Origin of the sequence: Streptomyces scabichelini (assembly GCF_011045015.1) — a bacterium.
GTDB lineage: Bacteria > Actinomycetota > Actinomycetes > Streptomycetales > Streptomycetaceae > Streptomyces > Streptomyces scabichelini.
In genome coordinates this window covers 1-19,512 of the sequence record NZ_JAAKZY010000045.1, presented here as the reverse complement: position 1 = coordinate 19,512, position 19,512 = coordinate 1, and the positions used below count along the sequence as shown (strand labels likewise).

Annotated in this window: 16 protein-coding genes and 1 pseudogene; 8 read left to right on the top strand and 9 right to left on the bottom strand. The window is 69.8% G+C overall.

Features of this window, described 5'->3' with window-relative positions:
- Nucleotides 1–50: 50 nt before the first annotated feature.
- Nucleotides 51–878, bottom strand: coding sequence for an oxidoreductase (locus G5C60_RS16500; RefSeq protein WP_165259845.1), 828 nt, complete (start codon nt 876–878; stop codon nt 51–53).
- A 92-nt stretch (nt 879–970) separates the two neighbouring features.
- Here G5C60_RS16500 and G5C60_RS16495 point away from each other — a divergent pair, with 92 nt between their 5' ends.
- Complete coding sequence (locus G5C60_RS16495; protein ID WP_165259843.1) at nt 971–1,885, top strand: LysR family transcriptional regulator; 915 nt, start codon at nt 971–973, stop codon at nt 1,883–1,885.
- Between the two features lie 87 nt (nt 1,886–1,972).
- Here G5C60_RS16495 and G5C60_RS16490 read toward each other — a convergent pair whose 3' ends face one another.
- Nucleotides 1,973–4,039: an autotransporter gene (locus G5C60_RS16490; protein ID WP_165259912.1), complete on the bottom strand. Its 2,067-nt coding sequence runs from the start codon at nt 4,037–4,039 to the stop codon at nt 1,973–1,975.
- 316 nt (nt 4,040–4,355) lie between these two features.
- Here G5C60_RS16490 and G5C60_RS52095 point away from each other — a divergent pair.
- The 3 genes and pseudogenes from G5C60_RS52095 to G5C60_RS16480 form a co-directional block, all read left to right on the top strand.
- A pseudogene (locus G5C60_RS52095) lies at nt 4,356–5,420 on the top strand (glycoside hydrolase family 43 protein); the annotation flags it as partial.
- 36 nt (nt 5,421–5,456) lie between these two features.
- Nucleotides 5,457–6,233 carry a glycoside hydrolase family 43 protein gene (locus tag G5C60_RS52090; RefSeq protein ID WP_241266852.1) on the top strand — a complete coding sequence of 259 codons (777 nt, stop codon included), beginning with the start codon at nt 5,457–5,459 and terminating at the stop codon, nt 6,231–6,233.
- The gene (locus G5C60_RS16480; protein WP_165259839.1) at nt 6,234–7,706 is read left to right on the top strand and encodes an RICIN domain-containing protein; all 1,473 of its coding nucleotides are present in this window, start codon (nt 6,234–6,236) and stop codon (nt 7,704–7,706) included. It begins immediately after the preceding gene.
- Between the two features lie 3 nt (nt 7,707–7,709).
- Here the strand turns inward: G5C60_RS16480 and G5C60_RS16475 are convergent, their stop codons facing one another.
- Nucleotides 7,710–8,690 (bottom strand): polyprenyl synthetase family protein, encoded by a 981-nt coding sequence (locus G5C60_RS16475; RefSeq protein ID WP_338145838.1) that lies wholly within the window; start codon nt 8,688–8,690, stop codon nt 7,710–7,712.
- A 227-nt stretch (nt 8,691–8,917) separates the two neighbouring features.
- On the opposite strand from G5C60_RS16475, the gene G5C60_RS16470 reads away from it, so the two are divergent.
- The 4 genes from G5C60_RS16470 to G5C60_RS16455 all read left to right on the top strand — a co-directional run bounded on the left by G5C60_RS16470 (nt 8,918) and on the right by G5C60_RS16455 (nt 13,278).
- A complete protein-coding gene (locus tag G5C60_RS16470) occupies nt 8,918–9,970 on the top strand; it encodes a rhamnogalacturonan acetylesterase (protein WP_165259837.1) in 1,053 nt (350 codons plus the stop codon).
- 252 nt (nt 9,971–10,222) lie between these two features.
- On the top strand, nt 10,223–11,971 hold the full coding sequence (locus G5C60_RS16465) for a DUF2264 domain-containing protein (RefSeq protein ID WP_165259835.1): 1,749 nt from the start codon (nt 10,223–10,225) through the stop codon (nt 11,969–11,971).
- A 49-nt stretch (nt 11,972–12,020) separates the two neighbouring features.
- Entirely contained in the window at nt 12,021–12,794 is a 774-nt protein-coding gene (locus G5C60_RS16460) for an isocitrate lyase/PEP mutase family protein (protein WP_165259833.1), read from the top strand.
- A 61-nt stretch (nt 12,795–12,855) separates the two neighbouring features.
- Entirely contained in the window at nt 12,856–13,278 is a 423-nt protein-coding gene (locus G5C60_RS16455) for an NUDIX hydrolase (protein WP_165259831.1), read from the top strand.
- 23 nt (nt 13,279–13,301) lie between these two features.
- Here the strand turns inward: G5C60_RS16455 and G5C60_RS16450 are convergent, their stop codons facing one another.
- The 6 genes from G5C60_RS16450 to G5C60_RS16425 all read right to left on the bottom strand — a co-directional run.
- On the bottom strand, nt 13,302–14,024 hold the full coding sequence (locus tag G5C60_RS16450) for a cupin domain-containing protein (protein WP_165259829.1): 723 nt from the start codon (nt 14,022–14,024) through the stop codon (nt 13,302–13,304).
- Between the two features lie 46 nt (nt 14,025–14,070).
- A complete protein-coding gene (locus G5C60_RS16445; protein WP_165259828.1) occupies nt 14,071–15,459 on the bottom strand; it encodes a hypothetical protein in 1,389 nt (462 codons plus the stop codon).
- 51 nt (nt 15,460–15,510) lie between these two features.
- On the bottom strand, nt 15,511–16,347 hold the full coding sequence (locus G5C60_RS16440) for an alpha/beta fold hydrolase (protein ID WP_165259826.1): 837 nt from the start codon (nt 16,345–16,347) through the stop codon (nt 15,511–15,513).
- Nucleotides 16,344–16,940 (bottom strand): TetR/AcrR family transcriptional regulator, encoded by a 597-nt coding sequence (locus G5C60_RS16435; RefSeq protein ID WP_165259824.1) that lies wholly within the window; start codon nt 16,938–16,940, stop codon nt 16,344–16,346. The genes G5C60_RS16440 and G5C60_RS16435 overlap by 4 nt, the downstream gene beginning before the upstream one ends.
- A 98-nt stretch (nt 16,941–17,038) precedes the next feature.
- The gene (locus tag G5C60_RS16430; RefSeq protein ID WP_165259822.1) at nt 17,039–18,151 is read right to left on the bottom strand and encodes a serine hydrolase domain-containing protein; all 1,113 of its coding nucleotides are present in this window, start codon (nt 18,149–18,151) and stop codon (nt 17,039–17,041) included.
- Nucleotides 18,152–18,273: 122 nt separating this feature from the next.
- On the bottom strand, nt 18,274–19,512 hold a 1,239-nt coding region (locus G5C60_RS16425), incomplete at its 5' end, for a jacalin-like lectin (protein WP_165259820.1).

The following is a 19,512-nucleotide window of genomic DNA, read 5'->3' as shown; positions in this document are numbered from 1 at the left end:
TTGACGCCGCAGCCGCAGCCACTGAGGCCTCAGCCGCAGCCACTGATCCCTCAGTCGCTGAACGCCGTCGCCCGGGTGACCTTCTCCCACGCGGCGATCTCCGCGCGCACCCCGTCCAGATGCCCGACCACGGCATCCACGGCGTCATCGCCCAACGGCAACCGCAACGGAGTCGCCTCGGCCTCCAGCGCGGTGACGATCGCGGCCGCGGCCTTGGCCGGGTCGCCGGGCTGGCTGCCGTCGCTGGTGGCGACCATGCGGCGCGTCGGGCCCACCGTGTCGGCGTACGCGTCGAGCTCCGCGCTGGCGCTGATGTTGCCGAACAGACCGGTCCGGAAGGCGCCCGGCTCGACGATCAGCACCTTGATGCCGTACGGCCGGACCTCGTCCGCCAGCGCCTCCGACATCCCCTCCAGCGCGAACTTCGTCCCGCTGTACGCGGAGAATCCGGCGAACGACAGCTGACCGCCCATGCTGCTCAGCTGCACGATCGCCCCGGAGCGACGGTCGCGCATGTGCGGCAGGACGGCGCGGACCAGGGCGGCGGGCCCGAAGACGTGCACGTCGAAGAGGTCCCGCAGTTCCGTGTCCGTGGTCTCCTCGAAGGCGCCGACGTGGCTGCGGCCCGCGTTGTTGACCAGCACGTCGATCCGCCCGTGGCGCTCCACGACATCCCGTACGGTCGCCTCGATCCCGGCGACGTCGGTGACATCCAGGGCCAGCGCCTCCACCTGGTCGGGATGCGCCGTGACCAGGTCGTCCAGCGTGGCCGGACGGCGCGCGGTGGCCACCACGACGTCCCCCGCCGCGACCGCCGCCTCGGTGATCGCCCGCCCGAAGCCGCTGTTCGCGCCCGTCACCAGCCATACCCTGCTCATCTCAAGCTCCTCGCTCGGTCGGCTCTCTGTGCCTACAAGCTTGTCCGCCAACCCGGTGGTCCGTCCAAGACCCGTCGTGATAACCGTGGGTTATGGACGTGCACGGCAGAGATCTGAGGTACTTCGTCGCGGTCGCCGAGGAGCTCCACTTCACCCGGGCCGCCGAGCGGTTGTACGTCTCGCAGCCCGCCCTGAGCAAGCAGGTCAGGGCGCTGGAGCGGCAGTTGGGCGCGCCGCTGTTCGAGCGGGACAGCCAGGGAGTACGGCTGACACCGGTGGGCTCGGCGCTGTTGCCGTACGCCCGTAGTGTCCTCGCCGCCTGGCACGAAGCCCAGGACGTGATCGAGCGCGCCAAGGCCGAGCAGGCCGCCGTCCTTCTAGTCGGCATGAGCACCAGTCCCGCACGCGGCGGCCTCCTCCCCGCCATCCGCTCCCGGTTCACCGAAGCGCACCCCGAAGCCACCGTGCGGCTGCGGCAGATCGGCTGGGACGATCCCACCGCCGGGCTCGCGGACGGCTCGGTCGACGTGGCGTATGTCTGGCTGCCCGTCCCTGACCTCGACCGTTATACGTACGTCGTGGTCGCCGAGGAAGCGCGCCTCGTCGCCCTCGCGGAGACGCACCCCCTCGCGGCGCGGAGGTCCGTCGACTTCGCCGATCTGCTGGACGAACCGTTCCTCGCCCTGCCGAAGAGCGCCGGCGTGCTGCGCGACTACTGGCTCGCCCTCGACGAACGGGCCGGCCGCCCGCCGCGTATCGGAGCCGAGATCGCGAGCACGGAGGAGACGTACGAGGCACTGGTGGACGGCCGTGGCGTGTGCCTGGTCGCGGTCGGGAACGCGCCCCTGATCAGCCTGGGCGGTGTCGTCACCCGCCCGGTCCACGGCCTCTCACCCAGCAGACTCGCGCTCGCCGCCCGCACCGGCGACCACCGCCCGCTGGTACTCGACTATCTGCGCGCGGCCCGGAAAGTGTCGAACCTGGTCCGGGAAGAGCGAACCGGCTAAGGCGTCCCGAGGCAGACGCCAATTCGACGATCTGGCCCGCCTCACGCGAGCCACCCACCGGAGCGCAAGCGAACCGTCCACGAAGGTTCACGCAGCATGCCGTCCACCCCTTCTCCCTGTACGTCCCGTACGCCTCCGCCTGGTCACCGGCACGATCAGGGTGGCCAGGAACCCCAGTGCCGCCCCGGCCACCCACCACGCGAGCGGGACGGAATTCTCACTGCTCGCGTTCTCGGTGACCGCGACCTTCGGGGCGGCGGAGTCCGCGGCGGCGCGTGAGGTCGCTGAAGGGCTCGCGCTGCTGCCCGCGGTGGTCAGGACGACGTCGTTGCCGTCGCCGCCGCGGTAGCTGATCCGGTACTCGGTCTTCCCCGCCTTGACCTTGGCGCCTTCCTTCAGTCCCTTGAAGGTGCCGCTCGTCTTCGCCTTGCCGGTGTGGTCGATCACGGTGACCGTCTTCGAAGGAGTCCCAGCAGTCGCGGAGGCCGGCTCGACCACGAGCTTCCCGCCCAGCCGCAGTGCGCCGCCGACCTTCAACGCCTTGCCCTTCACGGTCAGTTGACCGCCCCCGCCCTGCGTGTAATCCCCGGTCACCGTCACCCCACCGGCGACCTTCCCCGTGCCCGTATTCGTCACCGTCCCGACGACCTTGCCCTTGCCGGACAGGGACGTGGTCAGGTTCAGCGCCCGCCCGCTCGCCTTGCGCACATCCAGCCGCGCGCCCGGCGAAGTGAGCCGGATCCCCTTGCTGCGCGCCAGACTCGCCCCGTCGAGCGCGAGCGTGCCCTTCGTGACGGTCGTCGTGCCCGTGTAGGTCACGCCACTCGTCAGCGTCGTCGTGGCGGCACCCGACTGCGTGAGCGAACCGCTGCCGCTGATCTTGGACAGGACGAGCGGCTTGGCGGTGTTGCGGAGTACCAGCGAGCCGTTGTTGGCGACCTTGTAGAGGTCGCCCTTGGTGTACAGGCCACCGTCGCCGCCGGACTTGCCGCTGCCCAGCCGCAGTACCGCACCCTTCTCGACCGTCGTCGAGCCGTTGTAGTACTGGACGGCGGCGAAGGTGACGTCGTTGCCCGTCGTCCCCTTGATGACGATGTCCCCGGCGCCGGGCGCGGACAGCGTGTCGTGGAACACGCCGCCGCCGATCGGCGCGCCCAGCGTCACTGGGCCGTTGTAGTCGAACGTGAGCAGCGAGCGGGACCTGGCCGCCAGCAGGTTGATGTATACGGTCTCGGCGGTACCCGGCATGAAGATCTTGTTCGTGGTGCCGTCGCCCCATTGGACGTTGGCGCCCTTGATGTTGGTGCCGCGCTTGTTGATGTTCTTCCGCGCGGGCGTCCAGTTCAGCGCCGGGTCGCTGAGCGAGGGGTTGGTGTCGCCGCCCTGGTTCGACCAGCTGTACTGGCCGGTCAGGACGACCTTGCTCCCCGGCCGCGACTGCACGTTGATGTCGCTGCCGTATTCCCGCTGGTAGAAGTCCATGCCCATGGTGACGGTCTGGCCCAGCGGGGTGTCCACGGTGTACGTGCCCTGGTTGAGGATCTTGCGCACGTTCGGCAGCGACGTCGCGAACTCCGGGCGTCCGGCGTTCACCTGCGTGCCGTTGTCGATCACGCCGGAGAAGGAGTGGGCGCCCGACAGGTCCCAGGTGCCCCAGAGGAACCTCGGCTGGGTGATCAGTCCGGAGCCGCTGATGGTGCCCAGGTTGTAGGCGCTCTTCAGGGAGAGCCGCAGGGTGCCGTCGACCCGGATGTTGTCCTGGTTGAGCCGGAACGCCGGAGTGTTGTACGGGAAGTGGCCGATCAGCCCGGTCGTCCCGCCGTTGCCGTACTGCAGGGTCGCGCCGCGCTCGACCGTGATCGCGGGCGGGTCCGGGTTGGCCGTGGTGACATACGGGTGATTGCCGCCCTGCGTCCGCACCGCTTGCCGCTGCCGGGACTTCGGCAGCGTGAAGTCGCTGTCCCTGGTCAGGATCAGGGTTCCGCTGCCGCGCACGGTGAGCGTGCCCTCGCCCCGGAACACCCCGTTGTACGTCGTCTTCCCGGCCGGCACGGTCACCACCGTGTCGCCGTCGAGCGTCACGTCGCGCCCGGCGAGCACCGCCGCGGTGACGTCGTCGGCTCCGGCGGGAGCTGCCGCCGCGCCCGGCGTCATGATCCCTGTCGCGGCCACGGCCAGAGCCGCGCCCGCTCCTGCCGCCCGTACTCGGATGTTCTGGTTCACGTCCGTGGAGACGGACGCACCGAGGGGCCGATAACAAAAACTTGGCCCCGAAAGTCTCCGACTTTTTCGAAGCTCCCGTCCCGTTGACCTCCCCGTAACACACCCTTACCGTTTCGGCGTTCGGAGTGACAGATGCGGTTCGAGATATCGAAAATCGGGCGCGCAGGCGCGCCCAACAGGGGCGCCCCGTAAGGGGCGCGGGGAACTGCGCGACCAGCCACATACGGCCCGCAGAGTAGGAGACGACATGAGCCGCAACGACGAGAGCCCGGACGTCCCGAGTCGCAGACTCGTCCTGAAGGGGGCCTTGGCCGCGGGGGCCCTCACCGCCGTACCCGGAGTGGCCCAAGCCGCCGCCCCCGAAGCGGCCGGCGCCACCGCCGCGTACGTCAACCCGCTCGTCCGCAACCGCGCCGACCCGCACATCCACCGTCACACCGACGGCTACTACTACTTCACGGCCACGGCCCCCGAGTACGACCGCATCATCCTGCGCCGCTCCCGCACCCTGCGCGGACTGACGAAGGCCTCCGAGTCCGTCATCTGGAAGAAGCACCCGACCGGAGACATGGGCGCGCACATCTGGGCGCCGGAGATCCACCACATCGACGGCAAGTGGTACATCTACTTCGCCGCCGCGCCCGCGAACGACATCTGGGCGATCCGCATCTGGGTGCTGGAGAACGCGAGCCGCAACCCCTTCCAAGGGACGTGGACGGAGAAGGGCCAGCTGAAGACGGCCTGGGAGACCTTCTCCCTCGACGCCACCACCTTCACCCACCGCGGCAGCCGCTACCTCGCCTGGGCGCAGCACGAGCCCGGCATGGACAACAACACCGCGGTCTGGCTCTCGAAGATGGCCAACCCCTGGACCCTGACAGGTCCCCAAGTGCGGCTCACCACACCGGAGTTCGACTGGGAGACCATCGGGTTCAAGGTCAACGAGGGACCGTCGGTCATCCAGCGCAACGGCCGTGTCTTCATGTCGTACTCCGCCAGCGCGACCGACTTCAACTACTGCCTCGGCCTGCTGACCGCCGACGCCGACAGCGACCTCATGGACCCGGCGAGCTGGGCCAAGTCCCCGAAGCCGGTCTTCACCAGCAACGACACCACCAAGCAGTACGGCCCGGGCCACAACAGCTTCACGGTCGCCGAGGACGGCCGCACCGACGTCCTCGTCTACCACGCCCGCCAGTACAAGGAGATCGTCGGCGACCCGCTGAACGACCCCAACCGCCACACCCGCATCCAGAAGCTGGGCTGGAAGCCGGACGGCACCCCGGACTTCGGCATACCGGTCGCCGACACCCCGGTCCACAAGCCGAAGGCCACCACTCGCTACACGATGACGGCCTTCACCAACAGCAGCGAATCCAACCTGTACGTCTACGAGTCCACGGACGCGCTGACGTACCAGCTGCTGAAGGGCCCCGCCTACACCCCGCCCACCGGCCTGATCCGCGACCCGTCGATCATCAAGCACACCGACGGGTACTACTGGATCGTCTACACCACCAACTGGACCGGGAACACCATCGGTTTCGCGCGCAGCAAGGACCGCGTCACCTGGTCCTTCGTCGCCAACCACACACTCCAGACGCCCGGCCTGGCCCGCACCTGGGCGCCCGAGTGGTTCGTCGACACGAACGGCAGCGTCAACGTCGTCGTCTCGCTCGACACCGCGAACAACTCCGTCTTCCGGCCGCACCTGCTCACGGCGACCGACGCGTCACTGCGCAACTGGTCGGTCCCTAAGCCCCTTCCGGGCCTGGACGACTCCAACTACATCGACACGTTCATCGTGCGGCACGGCGGCAAGTACCACGCGATCACCAAGCAGGAGACGACCAAGTACCTGGAGCACGCGGTCGCCGACCGCCTCGCCGGGCCGTACACCTTCGTCGGCACGGGCGACTGGGCCGGCTGGGGCAGCTGGCGCGAGGGCCCGGCGCTCGTACGGCTCGACAACGGCGGCTGGCGTGTCTACTTCGACGGCTACGCCGAGAAGAAGTACTACTACAGCGACAGTCTCGACGGCCTGAAGACCTGGACCCCGATCCGCCAGGTGCCCCAACTGACCGGCTTCGCACGCCACTTCACCGTCCTCAAGGAGAGTGTCTAGATGCCACATGCTGGGACAAGACGTGCCGGTACAGGTCATGCCGGTACAGGACGTGCCGGTGCAAGACGTCTGTACGCGATCCTCGTCGCCCTCTGTCTCGCGGTCGCCGGAGCACTCGCGACCGCAGGCCCGGCCCAGGCGGCGCCCCAGACCATCACCAACGGGACGCAGTTCACGGACGTCAACGGCAACCCCGTACACGCGCACGGTGGCGGGGTCATCAAGGTCGGCTCGTACTACTACTGGTTCGGCGAGAACCGGAATTCCGACAACACCTTCCGGTACGTGGACGCCTACCGCTCCACCGACCTGAAGAACTGGGAGTTCCGCAACCACGTCCTGACCGAGGCCACCGACCCGGAGCTGGCGACCGCCAACATCGAGCGGCCCAAGGTCATGTACAACGCGGCCACCGGCAAGTTCGTGATGTGGATGCACAAGGAGAACGGCGTCGACTACAGCGAGGCGCGCGCCGCCGTCGCCGTCTCGGACACCGTCGACGGCAACTACACCTGGCGGGGCAGCTTCCGCCCGCTGGGCCAGCACATGTCCCGCGACATCACCGTCTTCACCGACACCGACGGCACCGGCTACATGGTGTCCGCCGCCCGCGAGAACTACGACCTGCACATCTACCGGCTGACCAGCGACTACACCGGAATCGCCGCCCTGGTCGCCGACCCTTGGCACGGCGGTCACCGCGAGGCCCCCGCCCTCTTCAAACGTAACGGCGTCTATTTCATGCTGACGTCGGGCGCCACCGGCTGGAACCCCAATCAGCAGCAGTACGCGACAGCCACCTCGCTCGCCGGCCCGTGGACGGCGATGAAGAACATCGGCGACTCGACGGCGTACGGCTCGCAGACCGCGTACGTCCTTCCCGTACAGGGGAGTTCGGGCACCTCCTACCTCTACATGGGCGACCGCTGGGGCAATTCCATCGGCGGGACGGTCAACGACTCGCGGTACGTCTGGCTGCCGCTGACCTTCTCGAACTCCACCACGATGTCCATGTCCTGGTATCCGGAGGTCACCATCGACACGGCCGCCGGGACGATCACCGGTCGGGGCGGTCCGTACGAGACGCTGGCCGCCCGGCACAGCGGCAAGTGCGCGGACGTCACCAGCCAGTCGGTCCTCGCGGGCGCCCAGATCAAGCAGTGGACCTGCAACGGCGGGGGCAACCAGCGGTTCTGGTTCAAGGACCTCGGCAACGGATACGTCCAGCTGATGGCCCGGCACAGCTCGCTGTGCCTGCGGGAGAACGCCTCCAACGTCACACAGGAGACCTGCTCCTCCTCCGCCACCGCCCAGCAGTGGACGGTCACCACGTCCGGCGGTTACGTCACGCTGAAGTCCCGCGCGAGCGGTGAGTGCCTGGACGTGAACGGCGCGTCCACCGCCGACTCCGCGGCGATCATCACGTACACCTGCAACGGAGCGACCAACCAGCAGTGGACGCGCGCCAGCTGATCCTCAGTCCGCCCGGTGGACGAGCAGTTCGGCCGACTCGTCCACCAGGCGGCGCAGCACCGGCACGTAGTTTCCGTCGCCACCCAGTTCGGTCAGGATGCGCTGAGCGTCCTCGCGGAACCTGTTCAGGTCCTCGCCGTACTGATGGAGGACGGGCGGTGCGAGGAGTTTCTTCGTGAGCTGCGAGCGTGCCGGTTCGGAAGTCCTCGACGCGGCGTGCAGGTTCAGGATTTCCTCCTTGGTGCCGGCGGAGGATGCCTCGATGGCACAGGCGAGCAGAAACGTTACTGTTCCGTTCCGCAGATCCTCATTGCGGCCGGAAAGGATGTCCTCCTGGTCATTGAACAGCTGCCAGAGGATGCCGAAGACCGTGCCGAACTCGCGCCACATCCGTATTCGCTCGTGTTCCGCTCCCGCCAATATCGCACCCATCGCCGTGATCATCCCGAAGGGTGCCCCGGATTTGCCTCGGTACGTCGTGACCACTGAGTTCCGCGTGGCTTCGCCGACATCTCTGCGCAGGTCGCTCAACTGCCCTTCGGTGCCGACGATCCAGCAGGTCGTGAGCTCGGCCGTCAGGGCGTTGCGCACTGAATCGGGAACCTGCTGCGACTGAATGATGTGAAGGGGAAGGGTGTTTCCGCTGATGATCGATGCGAGCAGTGCCTCGCTCTCACCGAGTGCGCCGGAAACGCTCGTACCCTGCCCGTCCGCCAAGTCGTCGAGATAGCACGCGGAGGTCCACCACAGCACATGGATCGCGGACAGAGGTACCGCAGGCCGGGGATTTCCTGTCTCGGCGGCGTGCACCAGGAGCGGCAGTACCTGAAGGGGATACTTGAATTTCTGGTGCTGCAGGAGTTTGCCGACCGCGTTCTTGACCGCGTTCGAGGAGGGGCCGAGCCGTTCGATGCCGGCTTCCATCTCCGTGTCGATATCCGCGGAGAACCGCTGGTACAGGTCAAGGTATGAGGTGGAATTCACGATGATTTCCCTTTTGTCGTGCCGCTTATGGCATCGATTTGATCACTCTGAAACGTGGCGTATCCAGAGCGACTTCCGGCCATGGCCGATTCGTGGCCGGTCCCTTTCCGGTGGTGCGGGGCCGAGATGTCGTACGTCTCGTATGTCTCGTACGCCACTAGAAAGCGCTTGCCATCACGGGGTACGGTCCAGCCGCCAGGTCCCGTCGCCCTGTTGGAGGAGCCGCGTTGAGACGCACCATGATCGCCGTGCTGGCCGCGCTGACCGTTGCCGCGGCTCTGTCCGCCACCCCGGCGCAGGCGCACGAGCGGGCTCTGGGTCCCGAGAAGCGGGCCCTGGGCCCCGAGAACTGCACGGCGACGGCCTGTCACTTCGACGTCCCGCCCGGCACGTACGACGTACGCGTGCTGCTCGGCGGCGACACCGCGGCGAGCACCGGCATCACCGGCGAGACCCGCCGCACCCTCCTCCCCGAGACGGCCACCGCGGCGGGCGAGCGCGTGGCCCGCAGTTTCACCGTGAACGTACGCACCCCCGAGGGAGAACCGACCGGCCCCGACGGCACCCCCGGCCTCGACCTCGTCCTCGGCGGCTCGGCACCCGCGCTCGCCGACATCCGCGTCACTCCGGCCGCCCGCGCCCGCCAGGTCTTCCTGGTCGGCGACTCCACCTCCTGCGACCAGCCCGCCGCCCCGTACTCCGGCTGGGGCCAGCAGCTGCCGCAGTACCTCCGCAAGGGCCTGTCGGTCGCCAACTACGCCGATTCCGGGGAGAGTACGGTCAGCTACCTCGCCAACCCCGCGCTCTTCGCGACCGTCCGGCCGCTGATCCGCAAGGGCGACCTGGTCCTCATCCAGCTCGCCCACAACGACAAGCAGACCGACGAGGCGACGTACCGCGCGAACCTCGAAACGCTCGTCGCCGGCGTACGCGACCGGGGCGGCCGACCCGTACTGGTCACGCCCATCGTCCGCCGCTGGTTCAACGCCGACGGCACTCTCGACAACGACACGGCGCTGCTCGTGAACGGCCTCGGCGTGAACCACCCCGCCGTCACCCGCTCGGTGGCCGCCTCGCACAACGTTCCACTCATCGACCTGACCGCCAGGACCAAGGCCCTGGTGGAGTCGCTCGGCGTCGAGGGTTCCAAGGCGCTCTACCTCTACAACGAGCAGCGGGACAACACCCACACCTCCGTGCACGGCGCGACCGTGTACGCGGACCTGGTCCGGGATGAGCTGGTCGCGCGGCGACTGGTCCCCAGGGGCCTGGTGAGGTGACCCAAGACCCCTGGGGCGTCCCGACCGGAACCGGGGCGCCCCAGGTACCTCAGCGTTCCGCTGGGTGCGCAGTTAACTGGGGCTGCGCCCCAGACCCCCGCCACGGGGTGGGGTATTGGGATCGTGTCGCGGCTGCGGGTGCGTTGTGGCTGGTCGCGCAGTTCCCCGCGCCCCTATCGGGCCTGCGGCCCTCAATAGGGCGCGATACTGCACCGGAACTCATCAAGGCCGCCTAGACAGGAAGCACCACCCATGATCGCAGGCGTTCCCGAGGACGACCGTGTTCTCAGCCCGTTCACCGGCTATACGCGTGCCCACTGGGAGGCGGTGGCCGACTCTCTGCTCGCGGCCGTGGAGCCCTTCGCGTCCGAGGACCGGGCGCTGTACCACCTGCCGGGCGACCGTACGAGTTGGTCGGGCCGGCTGTCCGATGGCCTTGAGGGGTATGCCCGTACGCTCCTGCTGGCTGCCTTCCGCCGTGACGAGAAGGCCCTGGCGCGGTACGCCGACGGGCTCGCCGCCGGAACCGCGGACGTCTGGCCGCGCATCGAGGACCGCAGCCAGCCCCTCGTCGAGGCCGCCTCGATCGCCCTCGCCCTGCGTCTGACCCGCCCCCTCCTGTGGGACCGCCTCGACGACGCCGTACAGCAGCGGGCCGCGGCCTGGCTCGGTGACGCTCTGACCGCCGAAGCCTGGCCCTGCAACTGGGAGTTGTTCCCGGTCACGGTCGGCGGCTTCCTGGAGGAGATCGGGTACGAGGCCGAGTCGTCGCGGGCGGCGATCGACCGGGGGCTCGACCGCATCGAGCAGTGGTACGTCGGCGACGGCTGGTACACCGACGGCGACGGCCGGAAGTTCGACTACTACAACGGCTGGGCCATGCACCTGTATCCGGTGCTGCACGCCTGGCTCGCGGACGACGCGCGCCTGCTCGACCTGTACGGCGGCCGTCTGTCGTCCCATCTCGCGGACTACGCCCGCCTGTTCGGCGCCGACGGCGCCCCGATGCGCCAGGGCCGCTCCCTCACATACCGCTTCGCGACGACCGCGCCGCTGTGGCTGGGCGCCATGACGGGCCGTACGCCGCTGCCGCCGGGCGAGACGCGACGGCTGGCCTCCGGTGCGCTGAAGTATTTCCTCGACCGGGGAGCCGTGGACGACCGCGGCCTCCTGACCCTCGGCTGGCACGGCCCCGACCCATCAATCCTGCAAGGCTATTCGGGCCCGGCGTCCCCGTACTGGGCGAGCAAGGGCTTCCTCGGTCTGCTCCTCCCCGCCGACCACGAGGTGTGGACGGCGGCCGAGGAACCCGGACCGGCGGAGCGCTCGGACGCGGTCACCTCCGTCCCCGCGCCCAACTGGCTTCTGCAGTCCACCTCTTCCGACGGCCTGGTCCGCCTCCACAACCACGGCAGCGAGGACGTCCGCTACGACCCGTACTACACGCGCCTCGCGTACTCGACGGCGACGGCGCCCTCGGAGGCGTACGACAACAGCGTGCTCATCGACGAGGACCCGAGCCGTACGGGCATCGAACCGCTGGGAACGGGTGAGGGCTGGGTGGCCTCCCGGCACGAGGCCGGGGAGGGGGCCAGGGTGACCAACCTGGTCGTGGCCCGGGGAGCGGTGGAGGTGCGCGCCCATCTGGTGGCGGGCGCGCCTCCCGGGACCCCGGTGCGGGTCACCGGCTGGTCGGCGGAGGAGGAGGGGGTACGGGCCGAACTCCTCCCGGTCTTCGGTCTGTTGGGCACGACTGCCCTGACGGGTGTCACGGGGACAGGGGCACGGGGCGAGGGCGCCCTCTTCGTCGCCCTGGCCCGCCTCACCGGCGAACCGGACCCGGTCCCGCTCCAGGAGTTGGCGTCCGTGGAGGTGGAGGGCACGGTGGAGGGGACGTACGAGGTGTGCGTGCGCTGGGTCGACGGGCCCGAGAACCGGTTCCGGTTCAAGGCTCCGGACGGGCGCTCCGTGGAGTCTTCGTGGTCGGTGACGCCCGCCTGACCGGGACGCTTCGGCCCGTACCGAAGCGTCCCGCTTCTAGCGTTGTGGCATGAGCCTCTTTGCCGACCTCCACCACCGGGACACACCCCTGCTGCTGCCCAACGCCTGGGATCACGCCTCGGCGGCGGCCCTGGCCGCCCAGGGCTTCGAGGCGGTCGGCACGACCAGCCTGGGGGTCGCCGCGGCCGCCGGGCTGCCCGACGGGGCGGGGGCCACCCGGGACGCGACGCTGAGTCTGGCCCTGGCGCTCGGCAACGGCCCGTTCCTCCTGTCGGTCGACGCCGAGGGCGGCTTCGGCGACGACCCGGACGAGGTCGCCGAGGTCGCCCGCGAACTCGCCGCCGCCGGAGCCGTCGGCATCAACCTGGAGGACGGCCTCGGCTCCGCGCCACGGCACGCTGCGAAGATCGCGGCGGTGAAGGCGGCCGTACCGGGGCTCTTCGTGAACGCCCGCACCGACACGTACTGGCTGGGAGACGGCGACGAGTCGGACACGTACCGACGCCTCGACGCCTATCAGCAGGCGGGCGCCGACGGTGTCTTCGTTCCTGGTCTGGCCGACGAGCAACGCATCGTCTCCCTCGTGAAGACCCTCGACGTCCCGCTCAACATCCTCTACTCGCCGTCCGGCCCCACCGTCACCCGGCTCGGCGACCTCGGGGTGCGCAGGGTGAGCCTCGGTTCCCTGCTGTACCGGCGGGCGCTGGGTGCGGCTCTGGAGACGGCCGCCGACGTCCGGGCCGGCCGGACGCCGCGGGGCGCCGCCCCGGCGTACGACGAGGTGGAGGCGCTGAGCCAGTCGTCTGAGGTGAGTTCCTGGTAGGGTTGGAGCTTTCGTGGGTACGTAACCCTTTGGACTCCGATCGGCAAGGGACCGAGGAACCATGGACATGGACATCCCCGGCGACAAGCGACTGGCCGCCGCCGTTGTGATGCACAAAGGGCGTGTGCTGCTGGTGCGCCGCAGTGAGACCGAGCGGTTCCTGCCCCGGGTGTGGGGCGTGCCCTGCGGAAAGCTCGAACCGGGGGAGAGTGCCCGGGACGGGGTGCTGCGGGAGCTGAAGGAAGAGACCGGGCTCCTCGGCGAGGTCGTCCGCAAGGTCGGCGAATCGTCGTTCGTGAGTGAGTACCAGGGGCACGAGGTCAAGAACTGGCAGGACAACTTCCTGGTCAGGCCCCTCTCCCGGCACATCACGCTGCCCGAGCCCGACCAGGCGTACGCCTGGCTGAGCCCGGCCGAGCTGAGCACCGTCGACATCGACGAGTACAACCTCGACATCGTGCGGCAGGCTCTCACCCGTTCCTGAGCAACCCGTACTGGTACTTGGTACTAACTCCTGAGCAGCTCCGCCAACGCGTTGAGCTCCCCCAGGTACTCCTCCACCTCCAACGGCACCTTCGCCACCGTGCCCTGATGCGGTCCCGTCGCCGTGAACACATCGGTGTGACGCCGCCGCCCGCTCCCCGTCTCCAGGAAGAGCGTCACCGTCGGCTCCGTCGTGTCCGTCCACGCACGGTGCAGGGTGTTGGCGGGGAGGGCGTACGTGCTGCCCGCCGCGTACTCCGCCACCTGTGTCAGATGCAGCCGGGACGGGCCCGCCGGCTCCAGGAGCCAGTCGGCGGACGCGTCCGACAGGGACTCCTGGTAGCGGTCCGCCTCGACTCCGCCGTCGGGCACGGGGGCGTACAACTCCATGGCCAGACGCCCGCGTACGACATAAGAGGCAAGCGGGGAGCGGTGGTTGTGGATGTCCTCCTTGCCGGCCGCGCCTCGACCGGCGTGCCACATGTGGGCGCGCAGCATGTGGTGCGGGCCGCCGTCGATGAGCAGGAGCTTGTCGAAGCCGAGGACATGGCGGTACGAGAGCCGGGCGCAGCCCTCCGGGTCGCCCTCGCCGGAGGCGAGTTCGGCGGTCAGCTCCAACAGCCGGTCGGGAGAGCCGAGTTCGGCTATGACGGCACGTGCCGCCAACACCCGTTCATGCTCGGGCAGTTCGCCGTCGAGTGCCTCGGCCAGCAGCCGTCGTGCCGCCAGGACCTGTCGGCCACCCATGCACGCTCCCTCCGTCTCAGCCATGCCGCGGGCGCATCCGTCCGCCTCAGCCATGCGGCTGGTACATCCATACGGCATGAGCGCGCAGCGCCGAAAGGCCTTGATAGGTCATCCACATGGGACGGCGCAGCTCGTTGGTGTCCTCGCGCGGCCAGGTCCAGATGCCGTCCGACTGTGCCGCCCACACGGCGGATGCCGCGCCGTTCAGCCGTTCCCGCCACTCCTCCTCCAAGCCGTCCTCGCGGGCGATGTCGTGGGCGCCCGGAGTGAGCAGGGCGCGGACGATCCAGGAGGCGCTGAAGTGCCGTACGTTCAGGACCTCGTGGCGTGACGGATCGTCGGGGCGCGGCCGGCGCACCTCCTCACGGAGGCTGGACAGATCCAGGCAGGAGTCGTGCAGGGTGTCCGGGCAGGCCAGCAGCCAGCGGACGCCGTCCTCGCGCGCCGCGCGGGCGTTGGCGCTCTCGCCGCCGAGGACGCGGGCCGTGCGATCCAGGGCGACCACGGCCTGGGCGGTGTGCAGCGCGGACGGCGGGCCGTGGAGGGGTGCCAGGCGGTAGCTCCAGCAGCGGCGATGCTGGCGGCGCGGGTCGGTGACGGCGCCGTCGACGAGGGCTTCGCGCAGTACCGGCAGCACGTCCGAGCGGGGTGCGGCGCGCAGCAGCCCGCGCAGCACGGTCGTCACGACGTGGGTCAACTCCCGCCCGGCCCGGTCGAGTTCGAGGGTGAAGCCCGACTCGCACCGCGTCACCTCCGTGGCCAGTCGTGCCGGGTCGGCGCCGGCCCGGGCCAGTACGCCGAGGACAAGCGCGGTCACCTCGGGCCGGGCCACGGTTCCCTGCGAGCGCGCCGACCAGCCGCCGTCCGGCAGGCGCAGCCGCCACAGCGTCTCGACCAGGTCGCCCGTGCTCAGCCGCCCGTCGGGGACGCCGAGGTCGAGCGCGATGTGCAGCCCGTACGCCGTACCGACCGGGGTCGGCCTGCTCTGCGCGCTCTCGCCCAGGGAGTGCGGCCAGCCGGTGAGCCGTCCGCAGACCGGATCGTCGACGACGGAGACATGCTCGGCGAGAGTGTCGTACGCCGACGAGAACAGCTGGGGGAGCGGTCCCGGCCCCGACAGCGACTGCGGGCCGACGGTCAGCCGGCCTGTTCCGGCCGGGGTGTTGTTCTCGGTCCTGGCGCGCAGCAGTGCCGCTGCCAGCCAGGCCGCGACAGCCGTGCCGAGACCGGCCACCACGGCGATCGTGTACCGCGCGGCCTGCCCGTCGATGCTGTCCGGCAGCACGCCGACCAGTGACTGGAACACCGCGTAACCGGCGGCCGCGCAGCCGAAGCCGCCCAGCCACCGCACGAACCGCGGAGGCCGCGGGCCGTTGCGCACGGGCGGCACGGGATCCGTTCTCAACGGCCCGCGTCCCAGCTGCTGTTGAGACAAGGCGCGCTCCCTCCCCCGGGGCGGCACGTGGATATTGGCGAAGCTTCCAGTCTAAGTGGTCGGCGGTACACCTGTGACGGTGACCGGAAGCAGTCTCTCCGCGAGACGCTCGGCGAACTCCTCGGGATGCGTGACCGCGCCGATGTGGCCGCCGGGAAACTCCACGAAGTCGCTGCCGCTTCGTTGAGCGAGCATGCGCGCGGTCAGGTGGGGGAGTTGGGCGCGCGAGTCGTGTCCACCGGCGAGCGTGAGGCGGGCGGCAAGGGGTTGGAGAGCGGCGAAGTCCGGTTCGTACGCGGTGAATCGGCGCAGGACGTGGGCGACGAAGACGGCCATCGGGGTGTCGGGGACGGGCGGCGGTGAGGGGATGTGGGAGGTGCCGACGGGGGGCGGCGGCGGAGCCTCCCAAGTCCGGTCCTCAAGACCGGCGTTGAGCCGGGCCGCCGCGGCCTGGAGACCCGCCGTGCGATACGTCTCGTACACCTCCTCGAACATCGTCCGGTGCCGCGCGGCATCGGGCAGCACCGTCACGCTCGGCGGCTCGTGGGCGACGACGTGCCGTACCCGGTCCGGGTGGCGGGTGAGCAGGTCGAGCGCGGCGATGCCGCCCGAGCTGCTGCCGAAGACGTACGCGGACTCGCCACCCGGAAGCAGCGAGTCGAGCACCTGACGCGCGCCGTCGCTCCACGCCTCCACCCGCTGGTCTTCCACGGGTTCGCCGAGCCGGCCGTGCGCGAGACCCATCGGGTCGTACGTCACCACGGTGAACCGGTCGGCGAGCTGCTCCACGAGTCCGTCGAGGCCCATGGGATGCCCGGCCCCGCCGGGGACGACCAGCAGCACGGGCCCGCTGCCGCGCACCTCATGATGCGCAGTGGTCTCAGTCATGCTTCTTCTCCCCCATGTTTCTTCTCCTCGCGGGGCCAGTGCTCCAGGGCGATGTGCAGGGCGTCGATGGCCTTGTCCCAGGACGTCCGTACGTCGCGGGGGTGGCCGAATCCGCCGCTCGCTTCGAGGTGGCAGTAGCCGTGGAAGGTGCTGCGCAGCAGTCGTACGGCGTCGGTGAGGTCGGGCTCTTCGAGGCCGTAGGCGCGCAGCATGCCGTACGTGACCTCGGCGGTGCGCCGGAACACGGCCGAGTCGGCGACGAGGGCCGGGCCGACCGGGATCTGCGTCGCCGCATACCGCCCGGGGTGCTTCAGCGCGTACGCCCGGTAGGCGCCGGCGAACGCGACCAGCGCGTCCTTGCCGGCCCGTCCGGCCACGGCGACGCCGATCCGGTCGATCATCTCGCCGCCCGCCAGCAACGCGAGCCGCGTCCGCAGCTCCTGCACGCTCTTGACGTGCGAGTACAGACTCGCGTCCTTCACCCCGAACCGCCGCGCCAGCGCGGACACCGTGACGTTCTGGAACCCGACCTCGTCCGCGAGCTCGGCGGCGGCCTCGACCACGCGGGCGGTCGTGAGCCCGGCTCGGGCCATGGGGTGTCACCTCCGGCAAGCAAAACCTAGTCGGTCTAGGTTGATGGCTAATATACATAGCCACTCTCCGGCCAGGCACTGCCAGGACACCGGTCGGGTCAGCCGTCGTGTACCACCGTGAGGTCGTCGCCCAGGGCGGCCGCGATCTCGGCGGCGCGGGAGTGGTCGTCGAGCCGGTGTGTCAGGTAGGCGCAGGCGTGTCCGTGCCGGAGTGACCACCAGGCCGCCGAGCCGCCTATGCCGCCCTTGGCGATCTTGCCCTTGTCGCGCAGGAAGCCCAGCGTCCAGGTGAGCCGGGTTCCGCTCCCGAAGACCTCGTCGTAGCCGGTGACTTGGGACGAGATGTACTCGGTGTGCAGCTCGGGCCCCAGGAGTTCGCGTAACGGACCGTCCGTGCTCGTGAGGTGGGAGAAGAACTCCGCCACGCTGGTCGCGCTCGCGTGCAGGTTGACCCCGCCGAAGACCGACTGCCGCCAGGCCGTGGAGTTCATCCGCTCCACGTCGAGGACGCCGGCCGGGATCTGCAGCCAGGGCGCCGCGGGAAGCTCGACGGGCCAGTCGGGATGGGCGTACTCCAGGTCGGCGACGCGGGGGAGTGCGTGCGTCGGTACTCCGAACCAGGCGTCGAGACCCAGTGCGGGCCGCACCACGTCGTTGAACACGTCCCCCAGCGTCGTGCCGGCACCCGCGCGCAGGATGCCGTCGATCAGATGGCCGTAGGTCAGCGCGTGCTCGCCGAGGCCCGTACCGGGGGCGTACTCCGGTGCCGCATCCGCCAGGCTCTTCCGGAGCCCGGCTTCGTCCAGCAGGTCGAGCCCTGCGGCCGACTCGGGGAAGCGGGGCTGGCCCGCCTGGTGAGTGAGTACGTGACGCAGGGTGGTGCGGTCCTTGCCGTGACGCCCGTACTCGCGCCAGTAGGTGGCGATGGGCTCGTCGAGCCCCGGTGCGCCCCTGCGGACGGCCGCCAGGGCCGCGAGCGCGGCGAACGCCTTCGACAGCGAGTACGGCATGACCAGTGTGTCGCTCTGCCAGGGGTGACGCCGTTCGGCGTCGGTCCACCCTCCGTTGAGCCGGACGACCTCGCGGCCGTCCCGCCGGACCGACAGGCCCGCCCCCGTCTCCCGGCCGACGGCCAGCAGCTTCTCGAAGACCCGGCGTACCGCGTCGTACCCGTCTTCCGCGTATCCCTCGACCTGCGCCGTGTTCGCCATGTCCGTCTCCCCTCGTCCCGTGGTCCGGTGTCGAGTGCCCCCCGCGCGTGCACCCGGAGGGCACTCCCCGAACCATACCCTCGGGGGGTATGATCCGGGGAGGGGGCCGACGGTACGTCAGGTCAGCCGATCGGCGCGTACAGCACCCCCAGCTTGTCGATCTCGGCGCCCGCGCGGCCCGTGAAGCCGACGATCTGCCAGCCGGACGGGGCCGTGTAGGTCGCGGTGTTCGAAGTGGCCGAACCGGCCGTCAGGGTGCGGGACTTGTCGGTCGTGAAGGAGGCCGAGAAGAGGCGCGTCCGGCCGTCCTTCTGGCCGCTGGTGAGCTTCACCGAGGTGAGGTGTTCGTCGGGGGCGAGGGTGAGGGACGTCGCCGTGCCGCCCGTGCCGCCGTGGGTCAGGGACGTACCGCCGTCGTGCGTCAGGGATACGCCGTCCAGGCGGGACGCGCCGCGCAGGGTGAGCGTGCGGGGTGCGGGCGTGGCGGGGAGGTCGTCCGCGTCGTTGAAGGCCGTGCCGTGCGGGCCGCCGAAGAAGTCGCCGGCGCGGAGCTTCGCGGGCAGCTTCCAGGAGAAGTCGACCGCGTGCGGGAAGTGGTCGGAGAGGTTGCCGCCGGCCGAGTCCAGGAACTTGGCCCAGTCGTTGTTGTAGCGGGTGGCGGTGAGGTTCACCAGGTCGCTGCCGCGGTAGAGGACCTTGTCCACCACCTCGCAGTCGTTCGTCGGGGCCGTCTCGGGGCAGACGAGTGCGTCGCTGCCCTGCGCGGGGGCGTTGCCGCCGCGGACCAGGTCGACCCACGGGTCGGTCAGGCCGTTCTCGTTCACGAGCGTGCGGATGTTGTCGCCCGTGCGCGTGTAGCGGGTGTTCGTGTCGCCCATGACGATCACCGCGTTGCCCGCCGAGTTCTCCTGGATGAAGTCGGAGAGCTGGTCGATGTTGGCGCGGCGGGCCGCGAGGGCGTCGTCGGTCGAGTCGGCGTTCGTGTGGACGTTGTAGAGGTCGACGAAGACGCCCTCGGCGAGCCGGACCCGGGCCAGTGAGAAGCCCTTCGGGGTCAGGCAGTTGGTGCCGGTGCACTTGTTCCACTTCACCCGCTGGAAGTCCTCGAAGGAGTGGTCCGAGAGGGTGTTGAGGCCGTCGCCGAAGGGGACTCCGCCGCTGGTCGCGGTGCGGTGGGGGTGGTTGTCGCCCGCGTACAGCGCCGCGTGGTAGTTGAAGTCCTCCTGCACATTGATGATGTCGTACGCCGCGAGACGCGGGGAGATGAGCGGGGTGTTGGTCGCCGGGTTGCCGGAGCTCAGCCCTTCCGGGAGGCCCGCGACGTTGTACGTCAGGACGTTGAAGGTGCCGGAGGAGGGGGC

Bases quoted from the DNA above. Each gene is read 5' to 3' on its own strand.
- G5C60_RS52090 (WP_241266852.1), top strand. From the start codon at position 5,457: ATGACGGCCTTCACCAACAGCAGCGAATCCAACCTGTACGTCTACGAG.
- G5C60_RS16435 (WP_165259824.1), bottom strand. From the start codon at position 16,940: ATGGCCCGAGCCGGGCTCACGACCGCCCGCGTGGTCGAGGCCGCCGCC.
- G5C60_RS16430 (WP_165259822.1), bottom strand. From the start codon at position 18,151: ATGGCGAACACGGCGCAGGTCGAGGGATACGCGGAAGACGGGTACGAC.
- G5C60_RS16480 (WP_165259839.1), top strand. From the start codon at position 6,234: ATGCCACATGCTGGGACAAGACGTGCCGGTACAGGTCATGCCGGTACA.
- G5C60_RS16455 (WP_165259831.1), top strand. From the start codon at position 12,856: ATGGACATGGACATCCCCGGCGACAAGCGACTGGCCGCCGCCGTTGTG.
- G5C60_RS16460 (WP_165259833.1), top strand. From the start codon at position 12,021: ATGAGCCTCTTTGCCGACCTCCACCACCGGGACACACCCCTGCTGCTG.
- G5C60_RS16465 (WP_165259835.1), top strand. From the start codon at position 10,223: ATGATCGCAGGCGTTCCCGAGGACGACCGTGTTCTCAGCCCGTTCACC.
- G5C60_RS16495 (WP_165259843.1), top strand. From the start codon at position 971: ATGGACGTGCACGGCAGAGATCTGAGGTACTTCGTCGCGGTCGCCGAG.
- G5C60_RS16450 (WP_165259829.1), bottom strand. From the start codon at position 14,024: ATGGGTGGCCGACAGGTCCTGGCGGCACGACGGCTGCTGGCCGAGGCA.
- G5C60_RS16440 (WP_165259826.1), bottom strand. From the start codon at position 16,347: ATGACTGAGACCACTGCGCATCATGAGGTGCGCGGCAGCGGGCCCGTG.
- G5C60_RS16490 (WP_165259912.1), bottom strand. From the start codon at position 4,039: ATGACGCCGGGCGCGGCGGCAGCTCCCGCCGGAGCCGACGACGTCACC.
- G5C60_RS16500 (WP_165259845.1), bottom strand. From the start codon at position 878: ATGAGCAGGGTATGGCTGGTGACGGGCGCGAACAGCGGCTTCGGGCGG.